General features: G+C 71.6%; 17 protein-coding genes. 2 read left to right on the top strand and 15 right to left on the bottom strand.

What is annotated here, in order from left to right:
• Positions 1-290: 290 nt before the first annotated feature.
• The 8 genes from G9U51_RS02495 to G9U51_RS02530 form a co-directional block, all read right to left on the bottom strand.
• Entirely contained in the window at positions 291-497 is a 207-nt protein-coding gene (locus G9U51_RS02495; RefSeq protein ID WP_166192683.1) for a hypothetical protein, read from the bottom strand.
• Positions 494-835, bottom strand: coding sequence for a PRC-barrel domain-containing protein (locus G9U51_RS02500; RefSeq protein WP_166192686.1), 342 nt, complete (start codon positions 833-835; stop codon positions 494-496). The genes G9U51_RS02495 and G9U51_RS02500 overlap by 4 nt, the downstream gene beginning before the upstream one ends.
• On the bottom strand, positions 832-1221 hold the full coding sequence (locus G9U51_RS02505; RefSeq protein ID WP_166192689.1) for a hypothetical protein: 390 nt from the start codon (positions 1219-1221) through the stop codon (positions 832-834). Before G9U51_RS02505 ends, G9U51_RS02500 begins: the two co-directional genes overlap by 4 nt.
• Positions 1221-2450, bottom strand: coding sequence for an NRAMP family divalent metal transporter (locus G9U51_RS02510; protein ID WP_166192692.1), 1230 nt, complete (start codon positions 2448-2450; stop codon positions 1221-1223). The genes G9U51_RS02505 and G9U51_RS02510 overlap by 1 nt, the downstream gene beginning before the upstream one ends.
• Complete coding sequence (locus tag G9U51_RS02515; RefSeq protein ID WP_166192695.1) at positions 2447-2905, bottom strand: hypothetical protein; 459 nt, start codon at positions 2903-2905, stop codon at positions 2447-2449. The genes G9U51_RS02510 and G9U51_RS02515 overlap by 4 nt, the downstream gene beginning before the upstream one ends.
• A gap of 9 nt (positions 2906-2914) precedes the next feature.
• Positions 2915-3733, bottom strand: a complete 819-nt coding sequence (locus tag G9U51_RS02520) for a sigma-70 family RNA polymerase sigma factor (protein ID WP_166192698.1) — start codon at positions 3731-3733, stop codon at positions 2915-2917.
• Positions 3734-3949: 216 nt separating this feature from the next.
• A complete protein-coding gene (locus tag G9U51_RS02525; protein WP_166192701.1) occupies positions 3950-4906 on the bottom strand; it encodes an SDR family NAD(P)-dependent oxidoreductase in 957 nt (318 codons plus the stop codon).
• Positions 4903-5424, bottom strand: coding sequence for a hypothetical protein (locus G9U51_RS02530; RefSeq protein ID WP_166192705.1), 522 nt, complete (start codon positions 5422-5424; stop codon positions 4903-4905). The genes G9U51_RS02525 and G9U51_RS02530 overlap by 4 nt, the downstream gene beginning before the upstream one ends.
• A 177-nt stretch (positions 5425-5601) precedes the next feature.
• Between G9U51_RS02530 and G9U51_RS02535 the strand changes: the two genes are divergently transcribed.
• On the top strand, positions 5602-6291 hold the full coding sequence (locus tag G9U51_RS02535; RefSeq protein WP_166192708.1) for a GAF and ANTAR domain-containing protein: 690 nt from the start codon (positions 5602-5604) through the stop codon (positions 6289-6291).
• Position 6292: 1 nt separating this feature from the next.
• Complete coding sequence (locus G9U51_RS02540) at positions 6293-7195, top strand: glycosyltransferase family 2 protein (protein ID WP_166192711.1); 903 nt, start codon at positions 6293-6295, stop codon at positions 7193-7195.
• On the opposite strand, the gene G9U51_RS02545 is transcribed toward G9U51_RS02540, so the two are convergent.
• Genes G9U51_RS02545 through G9U51_RS02575 form a run of 7 tightly spaced genes read right to left on the bottom strand, consistent with a single transcriptional unit; the run spans position 7125 to position 15913 of the window.
• Positions 7125-8099, bottom strand: a complete 975-nt coding sequence (locus G9U51_RS02545; protein WP_166192714.1) for a glycosyltransferase family 9 protein — start codon at positions 8097-8099, stop codon at positions 7125-7127. The genes G9U51_RS02540 and G9U51_RS02545 overlap by 71 nt on opposite strands.
• Positions 8092-9492: a PfkB family carbohydrate kinase gene (locus tag G9U51_RS02550; protein WP_166192717.1), complete on the bottom strand. Its 1401-nt coding sequence runs from the start codon at positions 9490-9492 to the stop codon at positions 8092-8094. The genes G9U51_RS02545 and G9U51_RS02550 overlap by 8 nt, the downstream gene beginning before the upstream one ends.
• Positions 9489-10706 (bottom strand): glycosyltransferase, encoded by a 1218-nt coding sequence (locus G9U51_RS02555; protein ID WP_166192720.1) that lies wholly within the window; start codon positions 10704-10706, stop codon positions 9489-9491. The genes G9U51_RS02550 and G9U51_RS02555 overlap by 4 nt, the downstream gene beginning before the upstream one ends.
• The gene (locus tag G9U51_RS02560; RefSeq protein ID WP_166192723.1) at positions 10703-11686 is read right to left on the bottom strand and encodes a glycosyltransferase; all 984 of its coding nucleotides are present in this window, start codon (positions 11684-11686) and stop codon (positions 10703-10705) included. Before G9U51_RS02560 ends, G9U51_RS02555 begins: the two co-directional genes overlap by 4 nt.
• A complete protein-coding gene (locus G9U51_RS02565; RefSeq protein WP_166192726.1) occupies positions 11674-12717 on the bottom strand; it encodes a glycosyltransferase family 9 protein in 1044 nt (347 codons plus the stop codon). The genes G9U51_RS02560 and G9U51_RS02565 overlap by 13 nt, the downstream gene beginning before the upstream one ends.
• A complete protein-coding gene (locus tag G9U51_RS17740; RefSeq protein ID WP_166192729.1) occupies positions 12714-14240 on the bottom strand; it encodes an HAD-IIIA family hydrolase in 1527 nt (508 codons plus the stop codon). Before G9U51_RS17740 ends, G9U51_RS02565 begins: the two co-directional genes overlap by 4 nt.
• Positions 14237-15913: a carbamoyltransferase family protein gene (locus G9U51_RS02575; protein ID WP_166192732.1), complete on the bottom strand. Its 1677-nt coding sequence runs from the start codon at positions 15911-15913 to the stop codon at positions 14237-14239. The genes G9U51_RS17740 and G9U51_RS02575 overlap by 4 nt, the downstream gene beginning before the upstream one ends.
• Positions 15914-15915: the final 2 nt, after the last annotated feature.

Consider the following 15915-nt stretch of genomic DNA (forward strand, 5'->3'; position numbering starts at 1 on the left):
GGTCTACAACCAGCGCCGGCGACACAGCTCGCTCGGCCAAATCAGCCCGATAGCCTTCGAGAACACACTCATCACCGCGGCCGACCAAGCCGCTTAACGAGATGTCCACGAAACGGGGTCAACCCCAAGCGACTGGACGGTGACGATGACCGAGGACGGCGTCTGCACCTGGACCAGCCCGCACGGCAACACCTACATCACCGAACCCGAAACCACCACCACCGCCCGACTCGACCGCGCGAGCTAACCGAGGTCGACGGTGACCACGTCCGGGAACGCAGGTCGCTCGGTCACGGCTGATCGTCGGGCCGACCCGCGCCGGACCCAGCGCCGGACCCCGCTGACTCAGCGTCGTCGGTCGGCTGGTGGCCGTCGGGGTCGCACGCCAGTCGCACCGGATCGTCGTGGTGGCGCAGCACCGTCCATGCCAACAGCGTGACCAGCACCCCGAACATTACCCACGCCGCGAGCACCACCAGGCCGCCGGTCTGCGTCATGACTCCTCCACCGCCGGCCGCCGATCCGCGCCGGAGCGCAGGGTGACTTTGCGGTGCTCCACCCGCTCGAGGTCGGCCCAGGCCACGACGAACGAGCGGGCCGCCATACGGCGAAAGATCAGGGTGAGCGGCCACGGTCCGGCCATCTGCGCGCGACCATAACCGAGCCGGTGCGCGAACCCGGCCGGCCCGATGACGAGCGAACCCATCGCGTATGCCGGCTCACCCGAGTCGCGCGTCGGACGCGCCCCGGATTCCAGCCGCAGGTCGTGGACCGTGCCAACATGCTGGCCGTCGGCGTCGTAGGCGTCGGCGCCGAGCAGGTCCAAGGTCCTCATCGTGAGCCGCCCGGGATCTGGCAGACGATATGTTCGCGGGTCCAGTCGGCGAAACGGTGCGTGCCGAGGGGCCGGGCGGATTCGCGCAACCGGATCTCGCGGCGGTTGACCCGGTCGACCTGCGTCATCGGCACCCGCACCGGGTCGCTGCCGGTCGGTGAGAGCCGCCGACCGATGGCCCAGACCGTCAGCCCGACGAGCCCACCGAGGCGGGGTCCGAAGGCGGACGGCCCGCACAGGATCGCGGTGAGCACCGGCGCACCACCGTCCGACGGCGTGGTGAACTCCAGGTCGTCGACCTTGCCGAGCGGCTCGCCGTCGGCGGCGTAGATCTGCACGTCCAGCAGTTGGTCCACGGTGGCGGCTTCCCACTCCCACTCAGCCATCAGGCGCCTCCTCGAGTCCAGAACAGCAGCGGCAAGGTGACGACCGAGACGACGACGGTCACGGCCAGGAAGACCACGCCCATCACATTGGCGAATCGGCCGTTGACCTGGTCGCCGAGATAGTCGCGGTCGTTGGCGATCACCAGCACGGGCAGGAAGGTCAGGGGGATCGCCGCCGCGCCGAGGACGACGGCGACCAAGGTGATGGTGATCGGGTCGATCGTGGTCAGCACGAGCATGGTGCCGAGGATCATGGTGATCAGGCAGATCACGTGGAACTGCGGCGCCGACGACGGCCGCAACCATTTGCCCCAGGCCCAGCCGAAGTACTGCGACACGGCATACCCCGTCGAGAGCGTCGCTTCGGCACCGGCGGCGAAGGTCGCGGCGAAGAAGCCGACGATCGCGAAGGCCAGCCCGACCTTGCCGAGCGCCAGCGCCACCGGCAGCCCGACCTGACTGAGATGGCCGACGTCGGTGCCCAGCGGCTGCAACACCACCGCCGAGGTCGCCATGATCGCAATGCTGAGCACGCCGCCGAGCGGAAAACCGACGATGGTGTTGAGCCGCATCTGAAACATCGAGCTGCGGGTCCAGCCCTCCTCCACCCCACCGGAGGAGAAGAAGATGATCTGGTAGGGCACGAGGCACGCGCCGATGAGCGAGACCGCGTAGAAGAAGTAGGTCGTGTACGCCTCCGTCGGCGGCACCGAAGGATGCAGGGCGCTCGAGGTCAGCGACCCCCAGTCGACGGGCAGCCAGAACAACGCGACGATGAAGACCAACAAGGACAGGCCGATCACCCCGAAGAGGTTTTCGATCACCTTGAACGGCAGCCGCCACAGCGCGCCCCACAGCGCGAGCGCGATCAAGGGCACCCAGAGCAGATAGCTGACATCGCTCACGAGTTCCAGCGCCATGCCGATCCCGCCGATCTCCGCGGCCAGCGTGAGCAGGTTCAGCAGGCAGCACGCGAGCAGGTTGAACAACCCGAAGCGCACACCGAGCCGTTCGCGCACCACGTGGAAGACGGGGCGGCCGGCGACGGCGGCGACCCGGCCGGCCATCTCGGCATACACCGTCATGCCGATCGTGCCGACGACGATCGCCCAGGTCAGCGACATCGAGAAGCGGGCGCCGGTCACCCCGCTCGTCACCAGGTTGCCGATGTCGACGAACCCGCCGATTGCGGTGACCAGACCGAGCGCGACGGCGAAGATGCGTTTCATAAGCCGACCTGCTGCAGCGGGCCGAGCGTCGTGAGGGGCTGTCGGAGCGCGGCGACCGCCTGGGCGACGCCGCGACGATCATTGCGCCGCAACGCAATACGCAGATCGGTCAGCGCCGAGGAGATGTCCTGCAGCGGCTTGTCGAGTCGGCCCTTCAGGGCGACGGCCGCGGCGGTCGGTGGCTGCCGGCTGTCGTAGGTCTGAATGATGCTGGAGACGTCATCCTCCGCCTCGGTGACCAGGGTGTCGGCATACGCATCGGTGAGCTGGCCGCGCGACCAGGCCTGCGCGCTCACTTGTGCCACCGCAGCCGTGCCGGCCACCGCGCGGGCGGTCGTGCGCGTCTTGGTCTGGAAGTCCGACATGGTGGGCGACGGTGAGGCGCACCCGCTCACGAGCAGCGCGAGCGGCACCGCCCCGGCCACGATCCGGCGGCCGATGACTCGAAGGGACATGACAGATATCTACCCGGATTCGTCAGCCCTAATCAGTCGGCACCCGGCCGGGGCCGGTTCGGCGGTCAGCTCTCGGCGCAGCTGCTCGAAGATGGCGGCGAGCAGCCGCGACACCTGCATCTGACTGGCCCCGATCTGCTGCCCGATCTCACGTTGGGTGAGGTTCTCGCCAAAGCGCAGCCGCAAGATCTCCCGCTCGTGGGTCTCGAGCCGGGCGACCGCGGGCTGCAGGAAGATGCGCAGCTCGACTCGGTTGAAGGCTTCCACCGCCGCTGAATCGGTCAGGGTGTCGCCGAGCGTGCCGGAGGTGTCGTCCGACACCGGCGCGTCCAAAGACACCCACCGATAGTGGCGATCGGCGTCCTCGGCTGCGCGTACGGCCACTGCCGACCGGCCGACGGCCGCAGCGGATTCGCCGGCGTCCGGCGCCCGGCCCAGGCGCTGCTCGAGCCCAGGGCGCGCCGCCCGCAGACTGAGCCGGGTCTCTTGCACCGCACGCGGTGGCCGTACCGCCCAGCCGTGGTCACGGAAATATCGTTTGAGCTCACCGGAGATCGTCGGGATCGCGTAGGCGGCGAAGGCATAACCGGTTTCGGGACGGAACCGGTTGACGGCAAGAACGAGGCCGAGCAGGGCGACCTGCCGCAGATCGTCGGCTTCGACGCCACGGCCCTCGAACCGATGCGCCACCCGCAGCGCCATCGGCCGATGCATCAGCACAACGCGATCACGCAGCTCGGCCGCATCCGCAGGGTCGGTCGCCTGCGCCGTGCGCAACAACTGCAGCGTGCGGTCTTCGAGGTCGTCGGAGGTGGGAAGAGACGTCACCGTGCTCATGTCTGCCGTTCGCAGAAATGGACCTGGGTCAGCCCGGCTGCTTGAGCTGATGTCGTCCCCGCAAGCAGACCACGTCCGACGCCCGCGGACAAGGGTGCGCTCCGCACCCCGAGGGGTGGTGAGGCCGTATGCCGGGGTCCGCGCGTGCCTTGAGTCGCGTTCGAGCTTGCGGTGCCGTTCGGCCGTATGCCGGGGTTCGGGCGTGATTCAGTCGCGCTCGAGATTGCGCCGGGCCGCCCGCTCACCGAGCGCGGTGAGCCCGCGCAGCACGGACCGGCGGCGCCGGCTGAGGCCGGCCTCGACGCGAGCGCCGGAGGTCGTGCCGGTCGCTGCCAACTGTTGCTCGGAGGCCCGGGGGAGCAGCCGGGCGACCACGCCGAGCACCCGGGTGGTGAGGCCGGGAGCCAGACCGTTGACCCGGGCGCCGAGCTGCGCAAGCGGGGTGAAGGTGACGAAGGTGCGCCCTCGCTCGACCCCGTCGACGATCCGGCGGGCGGCGGTGTCGGCATCGATGGCCAGCAAGGGCGCGGACGCTCCGGCGGCGAACCACGCGTATTCGGCGTCGCGGTCACCGGCGAATTCGGCCGCCAGATGGGAGCCGACGCGCATCAGGCCAGGAGCGACCGTGGTGAGCGTGACGCCGGTGCCCGCGAGCTCGGAGGCGAGCCCCTGGCTGAAGCCGATGGCGCCGAATTTCGCTGTGCTGTAAGGCAACAGGTGTGGCGCCGACACCAGTCCGCCCACCGAGGAGACGATGCCGATCCGCCCGCGGCCGCGGGCCGTCATACGTCGGGCGAGCGGGAGCGCGAAGTGGATCGGCCCCCACAACATCGTGTCGATCGCGTCGGCGAACTGCTCGCGCTCCCAGCTCGACCACGGCCCGACCTGGATGACGCCCGCGACATGCAGGCCGAGATCGATCGGACCGACATCGCGCTCGACCCGGTCCAGATGGGCGGCCACCGCCGATGCGTCCCGCACGTCGCACTCCCAGGCGAGCACCGCATCGGGTGAGGCGCCCCGGCCGATGAGGTGGTCTCGCGCGCGGTCGCAGCGCGCTTGCGAGCGGGAGGAGATGACCACCCGGTAACCGCGTGCGAGCAGCTGCTGGGCGCACAGCAGCCCGAGCCCACGGGAGGCACCCAGCACGACGGCGACGCTCACGAAGACATCGCTCCGGGATAGCGCGGCAGAGCAGCGGCGGCACGGGCGTGCAGCGCATCGAGTCGATCGACCTGCTCGTCCGCGCGGTCGATCAGCCGGCGCAACTCCGCCTCGTCGAACCGGTCGTCACGCTCGGCGAAACCCAGCATCGCCAGCCATCCCTGGCGCTTGGAGCGCACCGCCATGACCAGCGCCTCGAGCTCGACCAGGTCGGTCAAGGCGGTGCGGCGGGTGAGCGAGCCATTCGGCTTGAGCCGGCCGAGGCGTTCGCCGGCGACCATGAGTTGCTGGCTCAGGGACGCCTGGCCCACACCGACCCGATCGGCGATCTCCCGCAGCACGGTGCGGTCTTGCCGGACCTGCTCGGCGAGTTCGGCGAGTTCGGCGCGGACCTGAGGGTCCGGCATACCGGAGGCAGCGCGGGCGAACATTTCGACGCCGCCGCGGGAGGCGACCCAGTGATGATGAACGTAGGTGCGGATCAAGGTGTTCGGGTCAACGGTTGCGTGGGTGGTCATGGTCGTCCTTTCGTCACGACCATCGTGTGTGTTCGCGCGGTGGTTTGGTCGGATCCGTCCGCGGGCCTCGGCGAATCCACCCTTTCGTGGCGCGTGCGCGCGATGCACGGGTAGCTGGGAGCAGCTTTCATCAAGCTGGCAGACCATGATGAGGCGGAGAGCGAACGAGGAGGGGTGATGGACGACAAGGCGCAGGCCGACGACATGGCGCAACTGGCGGAGCAGCTGCATGCCGCTGCCAGCCCGGCCGCCACGGCGGAGCAGGTCGTCCGCTACGCCTGCCGGGAGCTCGAAGCCGACCATGGCGGGATCACCCTGGTCCGGCGCGGCAACACCCTGCAGACCATCGCCGCCACCGACCCGCTGGTCGTGCGGCTGGACCAGTTGCAGCAGGCCTTCGGCCGCGGGCCGTGCGAGGAGAGCGCGATCGAGCAGGAGACGATCTTCTCGGCCGACCTCGGCATCGACCGGCGCTGGGGCGACTGGGGTCCGGCCGCCGCGACGCTCGGCATCATCAGCGTGCTGGCCACCCGGTTGCGCGGCGTCGACGGTCGCGGCCTCGGCGCGCTCAACCTCTTCTGGACCCGGGCGCACGCCTTCGACTCCGAGGACATCGCCTTCGCCGCCCTCTTCTCCCGGCACGCGGCGGTCGCCCTGGAGGACGCGCAGATCCAAGAAGGGCTGCGCACCGCCCTCGACGCCCGCAAACGCATCGGCCAGGCCCAGGGGATCCTGATGGAGCGCTACCGGCTGGACCCGGAGCAGGCCTTCGAGGCGCTGCGCCGCTTCTCCCAGGAGCACAACCTCAAACTGCGCGCGGTCGCCGACCACCTGGTCACCCAGCGCAAGCTGCCGGCGGGTGACTGAGATGAGCCCGCCTTTGTCGGATCGCCTCACCGTGGTGCTGCTGACCTACAACTGCGGCGAGTGGATCGCCCGCACCGTCGACCACCTGCAACGCCTCGGCCTGCCGATGATCGCCGTCGACAATGCCTCGCGTGATGACAACGTGGCCCAGCTGACCGCCGCCGGCGTCGAGGTGATGCGGCTGCCGCGCAATATCGGTGCGGCAGCCCGCAATGTGGGCGCGCGACGGGCGCGGACGCCATACCTCGCCTTCTGCGACGACGACGGCTGGTTCACCGGGGAGGGGCTCGACGCGGCGGTCGCGGCGCTCGACCGGCACCCGCGGCTCGCGCTGGTCAACGCCCGGATCCTCGTCGGCGAGGAGGAGCGGCTGGACCCGATCAGCGCCGAAATGGCGCAGTCGCCGTTGCCGGTGGGCGACCTGCCGGGGCTGCCGCTGCTCGGGTTCATGGCCGGCGCGGTGATCGTGCGCCGGTCGGCCTTCCTCGACGTGGGCGGGTATGACGAACGCCTGTTCATCGGCGGCGAGGAGGAAACGCTGGCGGTGCCGCTGGCTGCGGCCGGATGGCAGCTGCGCTATCTGCCCGAGGTGGTGGTGCGGCATTTCCCGAGCACCGCCAATGCCGGACACATCCGGCATTTCGGGGTGCGCAACACCCTGGTCACGGCCTGGCGCCACCGCCCGGCGGCGCGCGCGGCATCGTGGACCTGGTTCATCCTGCGCACCACCCCGTCGCGGCGGGTCGCGGTGCGCGGCCTGGCGATGGCCGGGGCGATGCTGCCCTCGGTGTTGCGCGAGCGCCGGGTGATCGATGCCGAGCTCGACCGCCAGCTCACGCTCCTCGAGCAGCGGCGGCGGCAGGCGACACCGACCCGCCGGCGCGCGGCGCATTCGGTGTGGTGAACCCCCGCGCGGCCGCCACGACCTCCTCCACGGTGACCGCGGCGATGCGCGGGTCGAGCCGGTCGGCATTGGGCAAGCCAGGACTCGGGATGTCGTCATGCCAGATCACCAGATGGTGGTCCTGATCGATCCGCGGTCCCCAGACACTCGGAGAGATCGGGCCGAAGATCGCCACCGACGGCGTGCCCATCGCCAGCGCCAGATGGGCGATCCCGGTGTCGGTGCTGAGCACCAGACGCGCCGAGGCGACCTCGGCGGCGAGCGCCGGCAGGTCGAGGGCGCCAGTCAGGTCGGTCACCCGCGCCGACGCCTGCGCGACGGCTCGGCCGAGCTCGCGTTCGCCGGCTGAACCGGTGACATGCACGTCGGCCGGCAGGTGCTCGGCGACGGCGCGCCACCGCTCGACCGGCCACTGCCGCGCCCGGGCCTTCGCCCCCGGATGTATGACGATGTGCTCACCTCGCGCGCGCTCCGGCACCGGGAGGCGCAGGTCGTCCACCGAGCACGCGCCGCCATAGAACTCGATGAGCGAGCACCATTTGTCGACCTCGTGGGCGGCGGCATCCCAGATCGGCCCGTCGGTGAAATCCACTGGGGGACAAGCGAATCCGAACAGTCTGCGAGGGCGGAGTCTGCTGAGCAGAGTGTGGCTCTCCGGCCCGTTGCCGTGCAGGTCGACCGCGACATCGGGTGGTGGCCCCGTCCACTCGAGCGGGCGGTCCAGGCCGGCGGTCGGCAGCACCGCGTCGATGATGGCGAGGTCGACCAGCCAGTCGCCCATCGCCGGCGGGCAGGCCAGGGTGATGCGGTGCTCGGGCAGCAGGCGGCGCAGCCCACGCAGCGCGGGCACGCCGGTGAGCGTGTCGCCGAGTCCGAGCGCGCGCAGCACCAGCGCGTCAGGCATCGGCCGCGGTCTCCAAGGCGGCGCGCCCGACGATGGTCTGCACCAGGCCGGTCGTGGACATCCCGGCCACGAAGGGCAGGATCACCACCTCGCCGCCCCAGCTGCGCACCAGGTCCGCTTCCGGCAGGGTCTCCGGGTCGTAGTCACCGCCCTTGGCCCAGATGTCGGGGCGCAGCGTGGCCAGCAGGCGGCACGGGTCGTCCTCGTCGAAGATCACGACCTCGTCAACGACATCGAGCGCCCGCAGCACGGCGGCGCGGTCGTCCTGGGTCTGCACCGGCCGGGTCGGCCCCTTGAGCCGGCGCACGGACCGGTCCGAGTTGAGCAATTCCACCAGCCGGTCACCGAGGCTGCGCGCCGCGCGCAGGGAGCCGATGTGGCCGGCGTGCAGTAGGTCGAAGCAGCCGCCGGTCGCCACGACCCGCTCGCCGGGCGTCCGCGGGAGGCCGGCCGAGTCGAGCACGCCAGCCGAGTCGCCCATCGGACCGACGCGGCCAGATCGCTGCCGGAAGCCGGTCGTCCCATTGCCCCGCACCCACTCCGCGGCGTCGGCAGCGGCCCGGTGCACGGCGGCATACAGGGTGTGGCCGGTGGCCAGGCTGCGGGTCAGGCTGGCCGCGAAACTGTCACCCGCCCCACAGGTGTCGCGGTCGCGCACGTCCGGCACCGGAACGCGCGTCAGCGGGTGTCCGGCGCGGGCGAGCAGCGCGCCGTCAGCACCCCGAGTCACGCAGACCGCCTCGGCCGACCACTGTGCCCGGAGTGCCTCGGGAAGGTGGGTCGTCGGCCGTTCTATCGGCGAAAAGTGTTGGGCCTCACCGAGATTCGGCGTGACCACCGCACAACCGGGCAAGGGTGTCGTGCCCCGGGGATGAGGATCCCAGACGATCGGCGCACGACCATCGCGCGCCGTTCGCGCGAGCAACTCGCGCAGCCCCGCGTGGCTGGTCGTGCCGGCGCCGTAGTCCGAGACCAGGATGGCGTTCGCCTCCCGTAGCAATGCCCCCACCGCGTCGGGCGGGGCTCCGGGCGGTGGCGTCCCGGGGCCACCTTCGTCATACCGCGTGATGACCCGGTCGCCGGCGCGCAACCGTGTCTTGGTGCGGGTGCCGCCGAGATGCGGCAGGGCGGTCAGGCCGACACCCGCGTCACTCAGCGCGGCGCGCAGCTGCTCACCCCGGGCGTCGGCGGCCAGCGGGGCAATGAGGTGGACATCGGTGTCGGGTGCGACGGCGAGCAGCGCCGCGAGCCCGGCACCGCCGGGACCCTGGACCGAGCGTTCGACGTCGAGCACGGGTGCGGGCGCGTCCGGGCACTCGCGCTCGACCCGCCCGTCGACATCGCGATCGAGCACCAGGTCACCGACCACGACGATGCGAGCCCGCCGGGTCATGCCGGCACCTCCACCGCGCGCCGGCCGCGGACGACGCCGAGCAGGCTCGCCTCGGTGCGCTCGGCGACGCGTTCCCAGCCGTAGCGGGTCACCGCGCGGGCACGGGCGGTGCGGCCCCAATCGGCAAGAGTCTCAGGGCAATCCAGCATCTCGGCGATGGCGGAGGCGAGTGCGCGCGGGTCTCGTTCCGGCACGAGGCGACCGGTCTGGCCGTCGACCACGGTGTCGAGCAGACCGCCCACCGCCGAGCCGACCACGGCCTTGCCGCAGGCGGCCGCCTCCAGCGGCGTGATGCCGAAGGGTTCGTACCACGGTGTGGCCAGGACAAGGTCGGCGCTGCGGTAGAGCTCCGGCATACGCTCGTGGGCGACCTGACCGGTGAAGAGCACGCGATCGCCGACGCCGAGAGCGTCGGCGAGTTCCCGCAGGCGGCGGGCCTCGGCATCCTGGTCGAGCTCTGCTCGTGGCGGACCGCCGGCGATGGTGAGCTCGGTGTGCGGCAACGCAACCAGCGCGCGAACCGCGGTGTCCAGGCCTTTGCGCGGCACCAGCCGCCCGACGCTGAGCAGCTTGGCCGGGGAGCGGGGCGGGCGCGGAGCAGCGGCGGGGGAGAAGAGCATGGTGTCGACGCCGCAGGGCACCACCGCGATCCGGTCGGCGGGTGCGCCCAGGCGGGTGAGTTCGGCTGCCTCGTCGGAGCAGGTCGCGATGATCAGATCGGCGGTGCTCGCCAGGCGCCGCTCGAGCTCCAGCCGTTGCGGTGGGCTGGTGTCGGCCAAACCCTGGTGGCGACGCTTGACCACGCCGAGGGCGTGGAAGGTGATCGCCCAGGGGATGCCCGGCAGGGCACACGCCTGCGCCGCGGCCAGCCCGGACATCCAAAAGTGCGCGTGCACGACATCGGGGGTCCCGGTGCGGGCCCAGTCCTCGCTGAGCCAGTCGCCGAAGGCGCCCATGAAGGGCAACAGCTCGTCCTTGGGGATCGCGCGCGCCGGTCCGGCGGGGACGTGCACCACCTCGACGCCGTCATTGAGCGCCACCCGCTCCGGCTGCTGCGACTCGGGCTGGTCGCGCCGGGTGTAGACCCGCACCTCGTGACCGCGCCGGGCCAGCTGCGTCGCCAGGGCGGCGACGTGGACATTCTGGCCGCCCGCGTCCACCCCACCGAGCGCGGCGAGCGGACTGGCGTGTTCGGACACCATTGCGATCTTCATCGGGCCATCTCCTTCAACAATGCGTCCCAGTCGGTCAGGAAACGCTCGAGTCCGTAGTGGCGCAGGGCGTGCGCGCGACCCACCGCGCCGGCCGCGCGGGCCGCGTCCGGGTCGGCCAGCCAGATCCGGGCTTGGTCGCGCAGGCGATCGAGGTCGTTGGTCACCAGACCGGCGCCGGGCGGGACCGCCGTCGGTGCCTCGGTGGTCGCCAGGGCGAGCACCGGCAGGCCGATGAGCATCGCCTCGATGAGGGACAGTCCGAGGCTGGTCCACCGGGGTGTGTGCAGATAAGCCCGGTGATCGGCCAGCGCCGCGTGCATCGCCGCTTGCGGCAGGTCGTCGTGCAACCGTTCGGCAAGTTGCGGTATGCCGTGAGCTCTCGCGTGGTCGCCCAATGGGGCCATCGCCATGCCGTAGACATGCACGGGCAACTCGCGGGCGACGGCGACCAGCAGGTCGGTGCCGACCGTGCGCCAGCGCCGCATCGGCTCGTTGACCACGACCGCGAGGCTGCGGTCCCGGCCGGTGTAGGCGATGCCCGGATCGGCGACGCCGTGCTCGATCACCTCCACCTGGCGGTCGCCGTTGTCCCACGCCATCGCGTTGAACCAGGTGACATGCACGATCGGGATGCGGGCGGTAGCGGGATCGGCGGCGATCGGGTGCACCGTCGTCACCGCTGGGCCGTCGGGGGCATTGTGTTCGACGTAGACCGCCGGCAGGTCACGCCCGGGGCGCCGGCCGGTCCACTTCGCACACCACTGCACCTCCTCGGGGCGTTGCAGCACAACGAGATCCAGCTCTTCGGACCGCAACTGGTCGATCGGCACCTCGCGGACTCGGTCCGGCCAGGTCCAGGTCCGTGCGCGGCCCCGACCCTCGGGTCCACGGCCTGGTGCGAGGGGCAGCACGACGTCGTGAGCGCCGGCGACGAAGGAGGTCGTCCAGGACCCGTGGACATGCCACATCAGGATGCGCATGCGGCCTCCGATCGGGCGGTCAGCTGCTGGATCGCTGCGAGCACCTCGCCCGCGGTCACCGAGGACACGCAGGGGTGGCCCGGGACGGGGCAGGTGCGGGCCCGGCTCAATGCGCAAGCAGCGGTCTGATCGCCGAGCAGCACGTGCGGCACACCCCAGGGCGCCCACCGCGCCGCGGGCACGACAGGGGAAAAGACGCTGACGACCGGCGTGCCGACCGCCGCCGCGAGATGTGCCGGTCCGGTGTTACCCACCACGACCACGGCCGCGCCGCGCAGCACGGACGCCAGCGTGGGCAGGTCGGTGGATCCGCTCAGATCGGTGACGCCTGGGCAGCGTCGCCAAGGTGCGGTCTCGGCGGGCGAGCCGGTCAGCAGCACGTGCCAGCCGTCCTGAGCGAGGGCGGCGATCGTCTCGGCGACCAGGGTGGGCGGGAGCGCCCTGGTCGGGGCGGTGGAGCCGGGGTGGATCACGGCATACCGGCCGGGCGGCAGCTCGATGGGAGCGGTGGACCGGATGGCCAGCCGTCGGTCGTCACCCTCCGGGAGCGCGAATCCGGCGGCAGCGGCGAGGTCGAGCGCGGCCTCGACCTCGTGCCCACCCTCCGGCCCACCGTCGTCGTCGCGGCCGTCGGCAGAGCGTCGATGCCGGACGTCGAGCAGGCTCCCGGGGTGAATGTCACTCGTGCCGGCGATGAACGGTATGTCGGCCATCCGGCATACCAGCGCTGCGGGCAACGGGCTCTGGTGGTAGGACGTGAAGATCACCGCGGCGGCATACACGCGGCGGCGGAGCCCTTGGATGAGATGCTCGATGGCCGCCGGATCTGCCTGTGGCGCAACGATTCCCGACCAGGGCACGGCATGGGTGATGACGTCGTCGACCCCAGGCAACAGGGCCGCCGCAGCGGCACCCTCCGGAGCGACCAGCAGGTCCACGTTGTCAGCATGTGCCGCGAGCGCGCGGATCGCCGCCCCGGTGAGCAGGACGTCGCCCAGGCTGTCGGTGCGGACCGCCAGCACCCGGTTCACGGCGCACCGCCGTGCAGGATGAGGTCGACCGCAGCGGGCAGGTCGTCGGCGCGAGCGGGTGCCGCGGCGATCTCGACCGGCAGGGTGTGCTCGGTGGGCACAAGGACGCTGCGGGCCCCGGCGCGCAGCGCAGCGGTGACATCGCTGCCGATATCGCCGACGACGGTCAAGGCGCTCGGCGGCAGACCCAGCTCGGCGGCGGCGCGCCGGACCATGCCCGGCTCAGGCTTGCGGCACGCGCAGCCCTCCTCCGGGGTGTGCACGCACACCTGCCAGGTGTCGAACGGACCGAGCAACTCCTCGACCCGCGCGTTGACAGCATCCATCTGTGCCCGGGTGATGTCACCGGCGCCGACGGCCGACTGATTCGAGACGACACCGACGCGAATCCCCTTGTCGCGCAGGCGAGTCACGGCTTCACGGGCACCGGGGGTGGGCTCGACGAGCGAGGGATCGGTGTTCAACGGGACATCCCGGATCAGCGTGCCGTCCCGGTCGAAGAGCACCGCGCGCGGCGCCCGTGGCCAGGGCGGAGTCGAGCGATAGCGCCATTCGCCACGCAGCCGGTGGAAGACCGCCGCCGGGGGGATCACCGCGCTGGTGGCGGTCATCACCGCGACCTCGCGGAGGGTGCGTGACCCGGGGGCGATGCGCTTGGCGGCGAAGGCAGCTGTGGAGAGCAGACCCGCGGTCGCGGCGGTGAGCGGGACCGCCCGGCGCACGGGCACACCCAGGCCACGCACCACCGCCGTCAGGTCGGCGAGTGCGTAGGCGGCCACTGTGGCGACATGCCAGGCGAAGGCACCCCTGGTCTCCCGGGCCGCGTGGCGCCAGCCGACGCCGTGCAGCCGGCGCATCAGGGCATCGTCGGCGTTGCCGCGCTGCATCGAAACGCTCACCCACGGGCCGGCGGGGCGGACCGGATGCAGCACCCGGCGGCGCCCGCGGTCGAGCTGCCAGCCGTTCTGCTGCAACCGCAAGGCCAGATCGGCATCCTCGCGGAACGCTCGCCGGAAGCGCTCGTCGAAGCCCGCGACCTCCTCAAGTGCCTGGCGGCGCACGGCGAGGTCGGCGGTGATCCACCAGGCGCCTTCGAGCCCGGCGGTGTTGCGCTCCCAATCGGTCGGCTTACGGTCGGTCGGCAACGGCACCGTGACCCGTCCCTGGCTGCCGGCCAGGGTGGCCGGTGCCGCCCGCAGGTCGGAGGCCAGCTGGTCGCTCCAGCCGTCGGTGACCAGCACGTCGTCGTCGAGGAAGACGACCCACTCGGTGTCGGTGACCCGCCAGCCGAGATTGCGCGCTGCCGCCGGACCGCGACCCCAGGACCGCAGCCGGGTGACGGGCACCCCGCCGACCGTCGCCGGCAGCTCGACATCGGGCACCGGCTCGCCACGATCGTCGACCACCACGATCCGGTCGGCCTCCAGCCGCCGTTGCCGCGCCAGCGCGTTGAGCAGGTCCCGCAGGCTCGCTCGCCCCACCGTCGGGATGACGATGCTGTATGCCGGTGCGCTGTCGGTCACGATCGGACCTCCTCGGCGAGCAGGTCACTGCGCCGCACCAGGTGGGGGCCGAGCACGAGGACATCCACCGGCGTCGACCCGAGGATCTCCAGCGCCTCCCGCGGGGTGTCGACCATCGGCCGGCCGGCGGTGTTGAGGCTGGTGTTGACGAGCACCGGCAGGCCGGTGAGCTCGGCGAACTCGCTCAGCACCGCGGCGATGCGCGGCTGCCCGGCCGGGTCGACGGTCTGCACCCGCGCCGTGCCGTCGACATGCGTGACGGCCGGGATGCGCTTGCGCCAGTCGGGGGCGACGTCGTGCACGAAGAGCATGTAGGGGCTCGGCAGCGGCCCTCGGCCGAAGATCTCCGCGGCGCGGTCGACGAGCACCATCGGGGCCACCGGCCGGAACTGCTCGCGGCCCTTGATGTCGTTGAGCCGCTGCAGGTTGGCCGCCTCGCCGGGGTGGGCCAGCAGCGATCGTTGGCCGAGAGCGCGCGGCCCGAACTCGCTGCGCCCGTCATACCAGGCGATGACGCCGTTGCCGGCGAGAATCGCAGCGACCTGCTCGGCCAGATCGGCGGGCGTGGTGAAGGGCAGGCGGGCGCGCCGCAGTTCGCTCGCGAGCTCCTCGTCGTTCCACCCGCGGCCCAGTGCGGCGGTGGGGAAGGGAGCCGGCGTCACCAGGTCGCCCTCGCTCGCGGTGAGGTGGAGCGCCGCGCCGAGGGCGGTGCCCGCGTCGCCGGCGGCCGGCTGAACCCACACGCTCCGGAACGGACCCTCGGCGAAGATGCGAGTGTTCGCAACGCAATTCAGCGCTGTGCCGCCCGCCATCACCAATCGGTCGTCGCCGGTTTCGCCGTGCAGCCAGACGGCCAGCTCGAGCAGCGTGTCCTCCAGGCAGCGCTGCACCGAGGCGGCGAGGTCGGCATGCGGAGCGCTCCAGTCCTCATCGTCCGGCTCGCGCGGCGGCGCCCACTGGGACCAGTCCGGCGCCTGGGCGCGGAAGCCGCCCGCACCGGTCGCGTGGACGTGCTGGCCGATCTCGTTTGCCCACCGGGGAGTGCCGTAGGACGCGAGCGCCATCACCTTGTATTCGTCGCTGGAGCGCAGGAAGCCGAGATGCTCGGTCAGCGACTCGTAGACCAGCCCGAGCGAATCAGGCAGGGCCTGAGTCGCCAGCACCTCCACCCTGCCGTCCGGCGCGTAGTGTCCGGCCAGGTGGGAGGCCTGCTCCCCACGACCGTCGACCACGAGGACACTGCAACCCCCGGTCGAGCCGTCCGGGTCGACCAGGCCGGCCGACCCGGCGTGCGCCAGGTGATGCGGCACGAAGCGGACCCGGTCCACAGCAAGGCCGGGCAGCGCGGTGGAGATGAAGCCGGGTGACTCCTCGGCATACATCCGGCGTAGGTGATCCCACGGATCGTCGAGCCCGAGGTCCTCGGCCGGCCGCGCGAGGGCGGGGTCGAAGGAGTAGGCGACCGCGTCCAGCTCGGCGGCCTGGAGACCTGCCTCCTCGAGACACCAGCGCATGGCCTGCTCGGGCAGCTCCCAGGCCGAGAACGGCACGGGACGCTTGCCGTGCTTGCGGCGGCTGAAGCGTTCCTCCTCCGCGCACGCGACGATCTCGCCGTCGACGACGAGCGCGGCGGCGGGATCGTGGAAGAGGGCGTTGACCCCGAGGACGTTCATCC

Origin of the sequence: Metallococcus carri (assembly GCF_011440275.1) — a bacterium.
Lineage (GTDB): Bacteria > Actinomycetota > Actinomycetes > Actinomycetales > Dermatophilaceae > Metallococcus > Metallococcus carri.

Bases quoted from the DNA above. Each gene is read 5' to 3' on its own strand.
- G9U51_RS02495 (WP_166192683.1), bottom strand. From the start codon at position 497: ATGACGCAGACCGGCGGCCTGGTGGTGCTCGCGGCGTGGGTAATGTTC.
- G9U51_RS02500 (WP_166192686.1), bottom strand. From the start codon at position 835: ATGAGGACCTTGGACCTGCTCGGCGCCGACGCCTACGACGCCGACGGC.
- G9U51_RS02505 (WP_166192689.1), bottom strand. From the start codon at position 1,221: ATGGCTGAGTGGGAGTGGGAAGCCGCCACCGTGGACCAACTGCTGGAC.
- G9U51_RS02510 (WP_166192692.1), bottom strand. From the start codon at position 2,450: ATGAAACGCATCTTCGCCGTCGCGCTCGGTCTGGTCACCGCAATCGGC.
- G9U51_RS02515 (WP_166192695.1), bottom strand. From the start codon at position 2,905: ATGTCCCTTCGAGTCATCGGCCGCCGGATCGTGGCCGGGGCGGTGCCG.
- G9U51_RS02530 (WP_166192705.1), bottom strand. From the start codon at position 5,424: ATGACCACCCACGCAACCGTTGACCCGAACACCTTGATCCGCACCTAC.
- G9U51_RS02535 (WP_166192708.1), top strand. From the start codon at position 5,602: ATGGACGACAAGGCGCAGGCCGACGACATGGCGCAACTGGCGGAGCAG.
- G9U51_RS02540 (WP_166192711.1), top strand. From the start codon at position 6,293: ATGAGCCCGCCTTTGTCGGATCGCCTCACCGTGGTGCTGCTGACCTAC.
- G9U51_RS02545 (WP_166192714.1), bottom strand. From the start codon at position 8,099: ATGCCTGACGCGCTGGTGCTGCGCGCGCTCGGACTCGGCGACACGCTC.
- G9U51_RS02550 (WP_166192717.1), bottom strand. From the start codon at position 9,492: ATGACCCGGCGGGCTCGCATCGTCGTGGTCGGTGACCTGGTGCTCGAT.
- G9U51_RS02555 (WP_166192720.1), bottom strand. From the start codon at position 10,706: ATGAAGATCGCAATGGTGTCCGAACACGCCAGTCCGCTCGCCGCGCTC.
- G9U51_RS02560 (WP_166192723.1), bottom strand. From the start codon at position 11,686: ATGCGCATCCTGATGTGGCATGTCCACGGGTCCTGGACGACCTCCTTC.
- G9U51_RS02575 (WP_166192732.1), bottom strand. From the start codon at position 15,913: ATGAACGTCCTCGGGGTCAACGCCCTCTTCCACGATCCCGCCGCCGCG.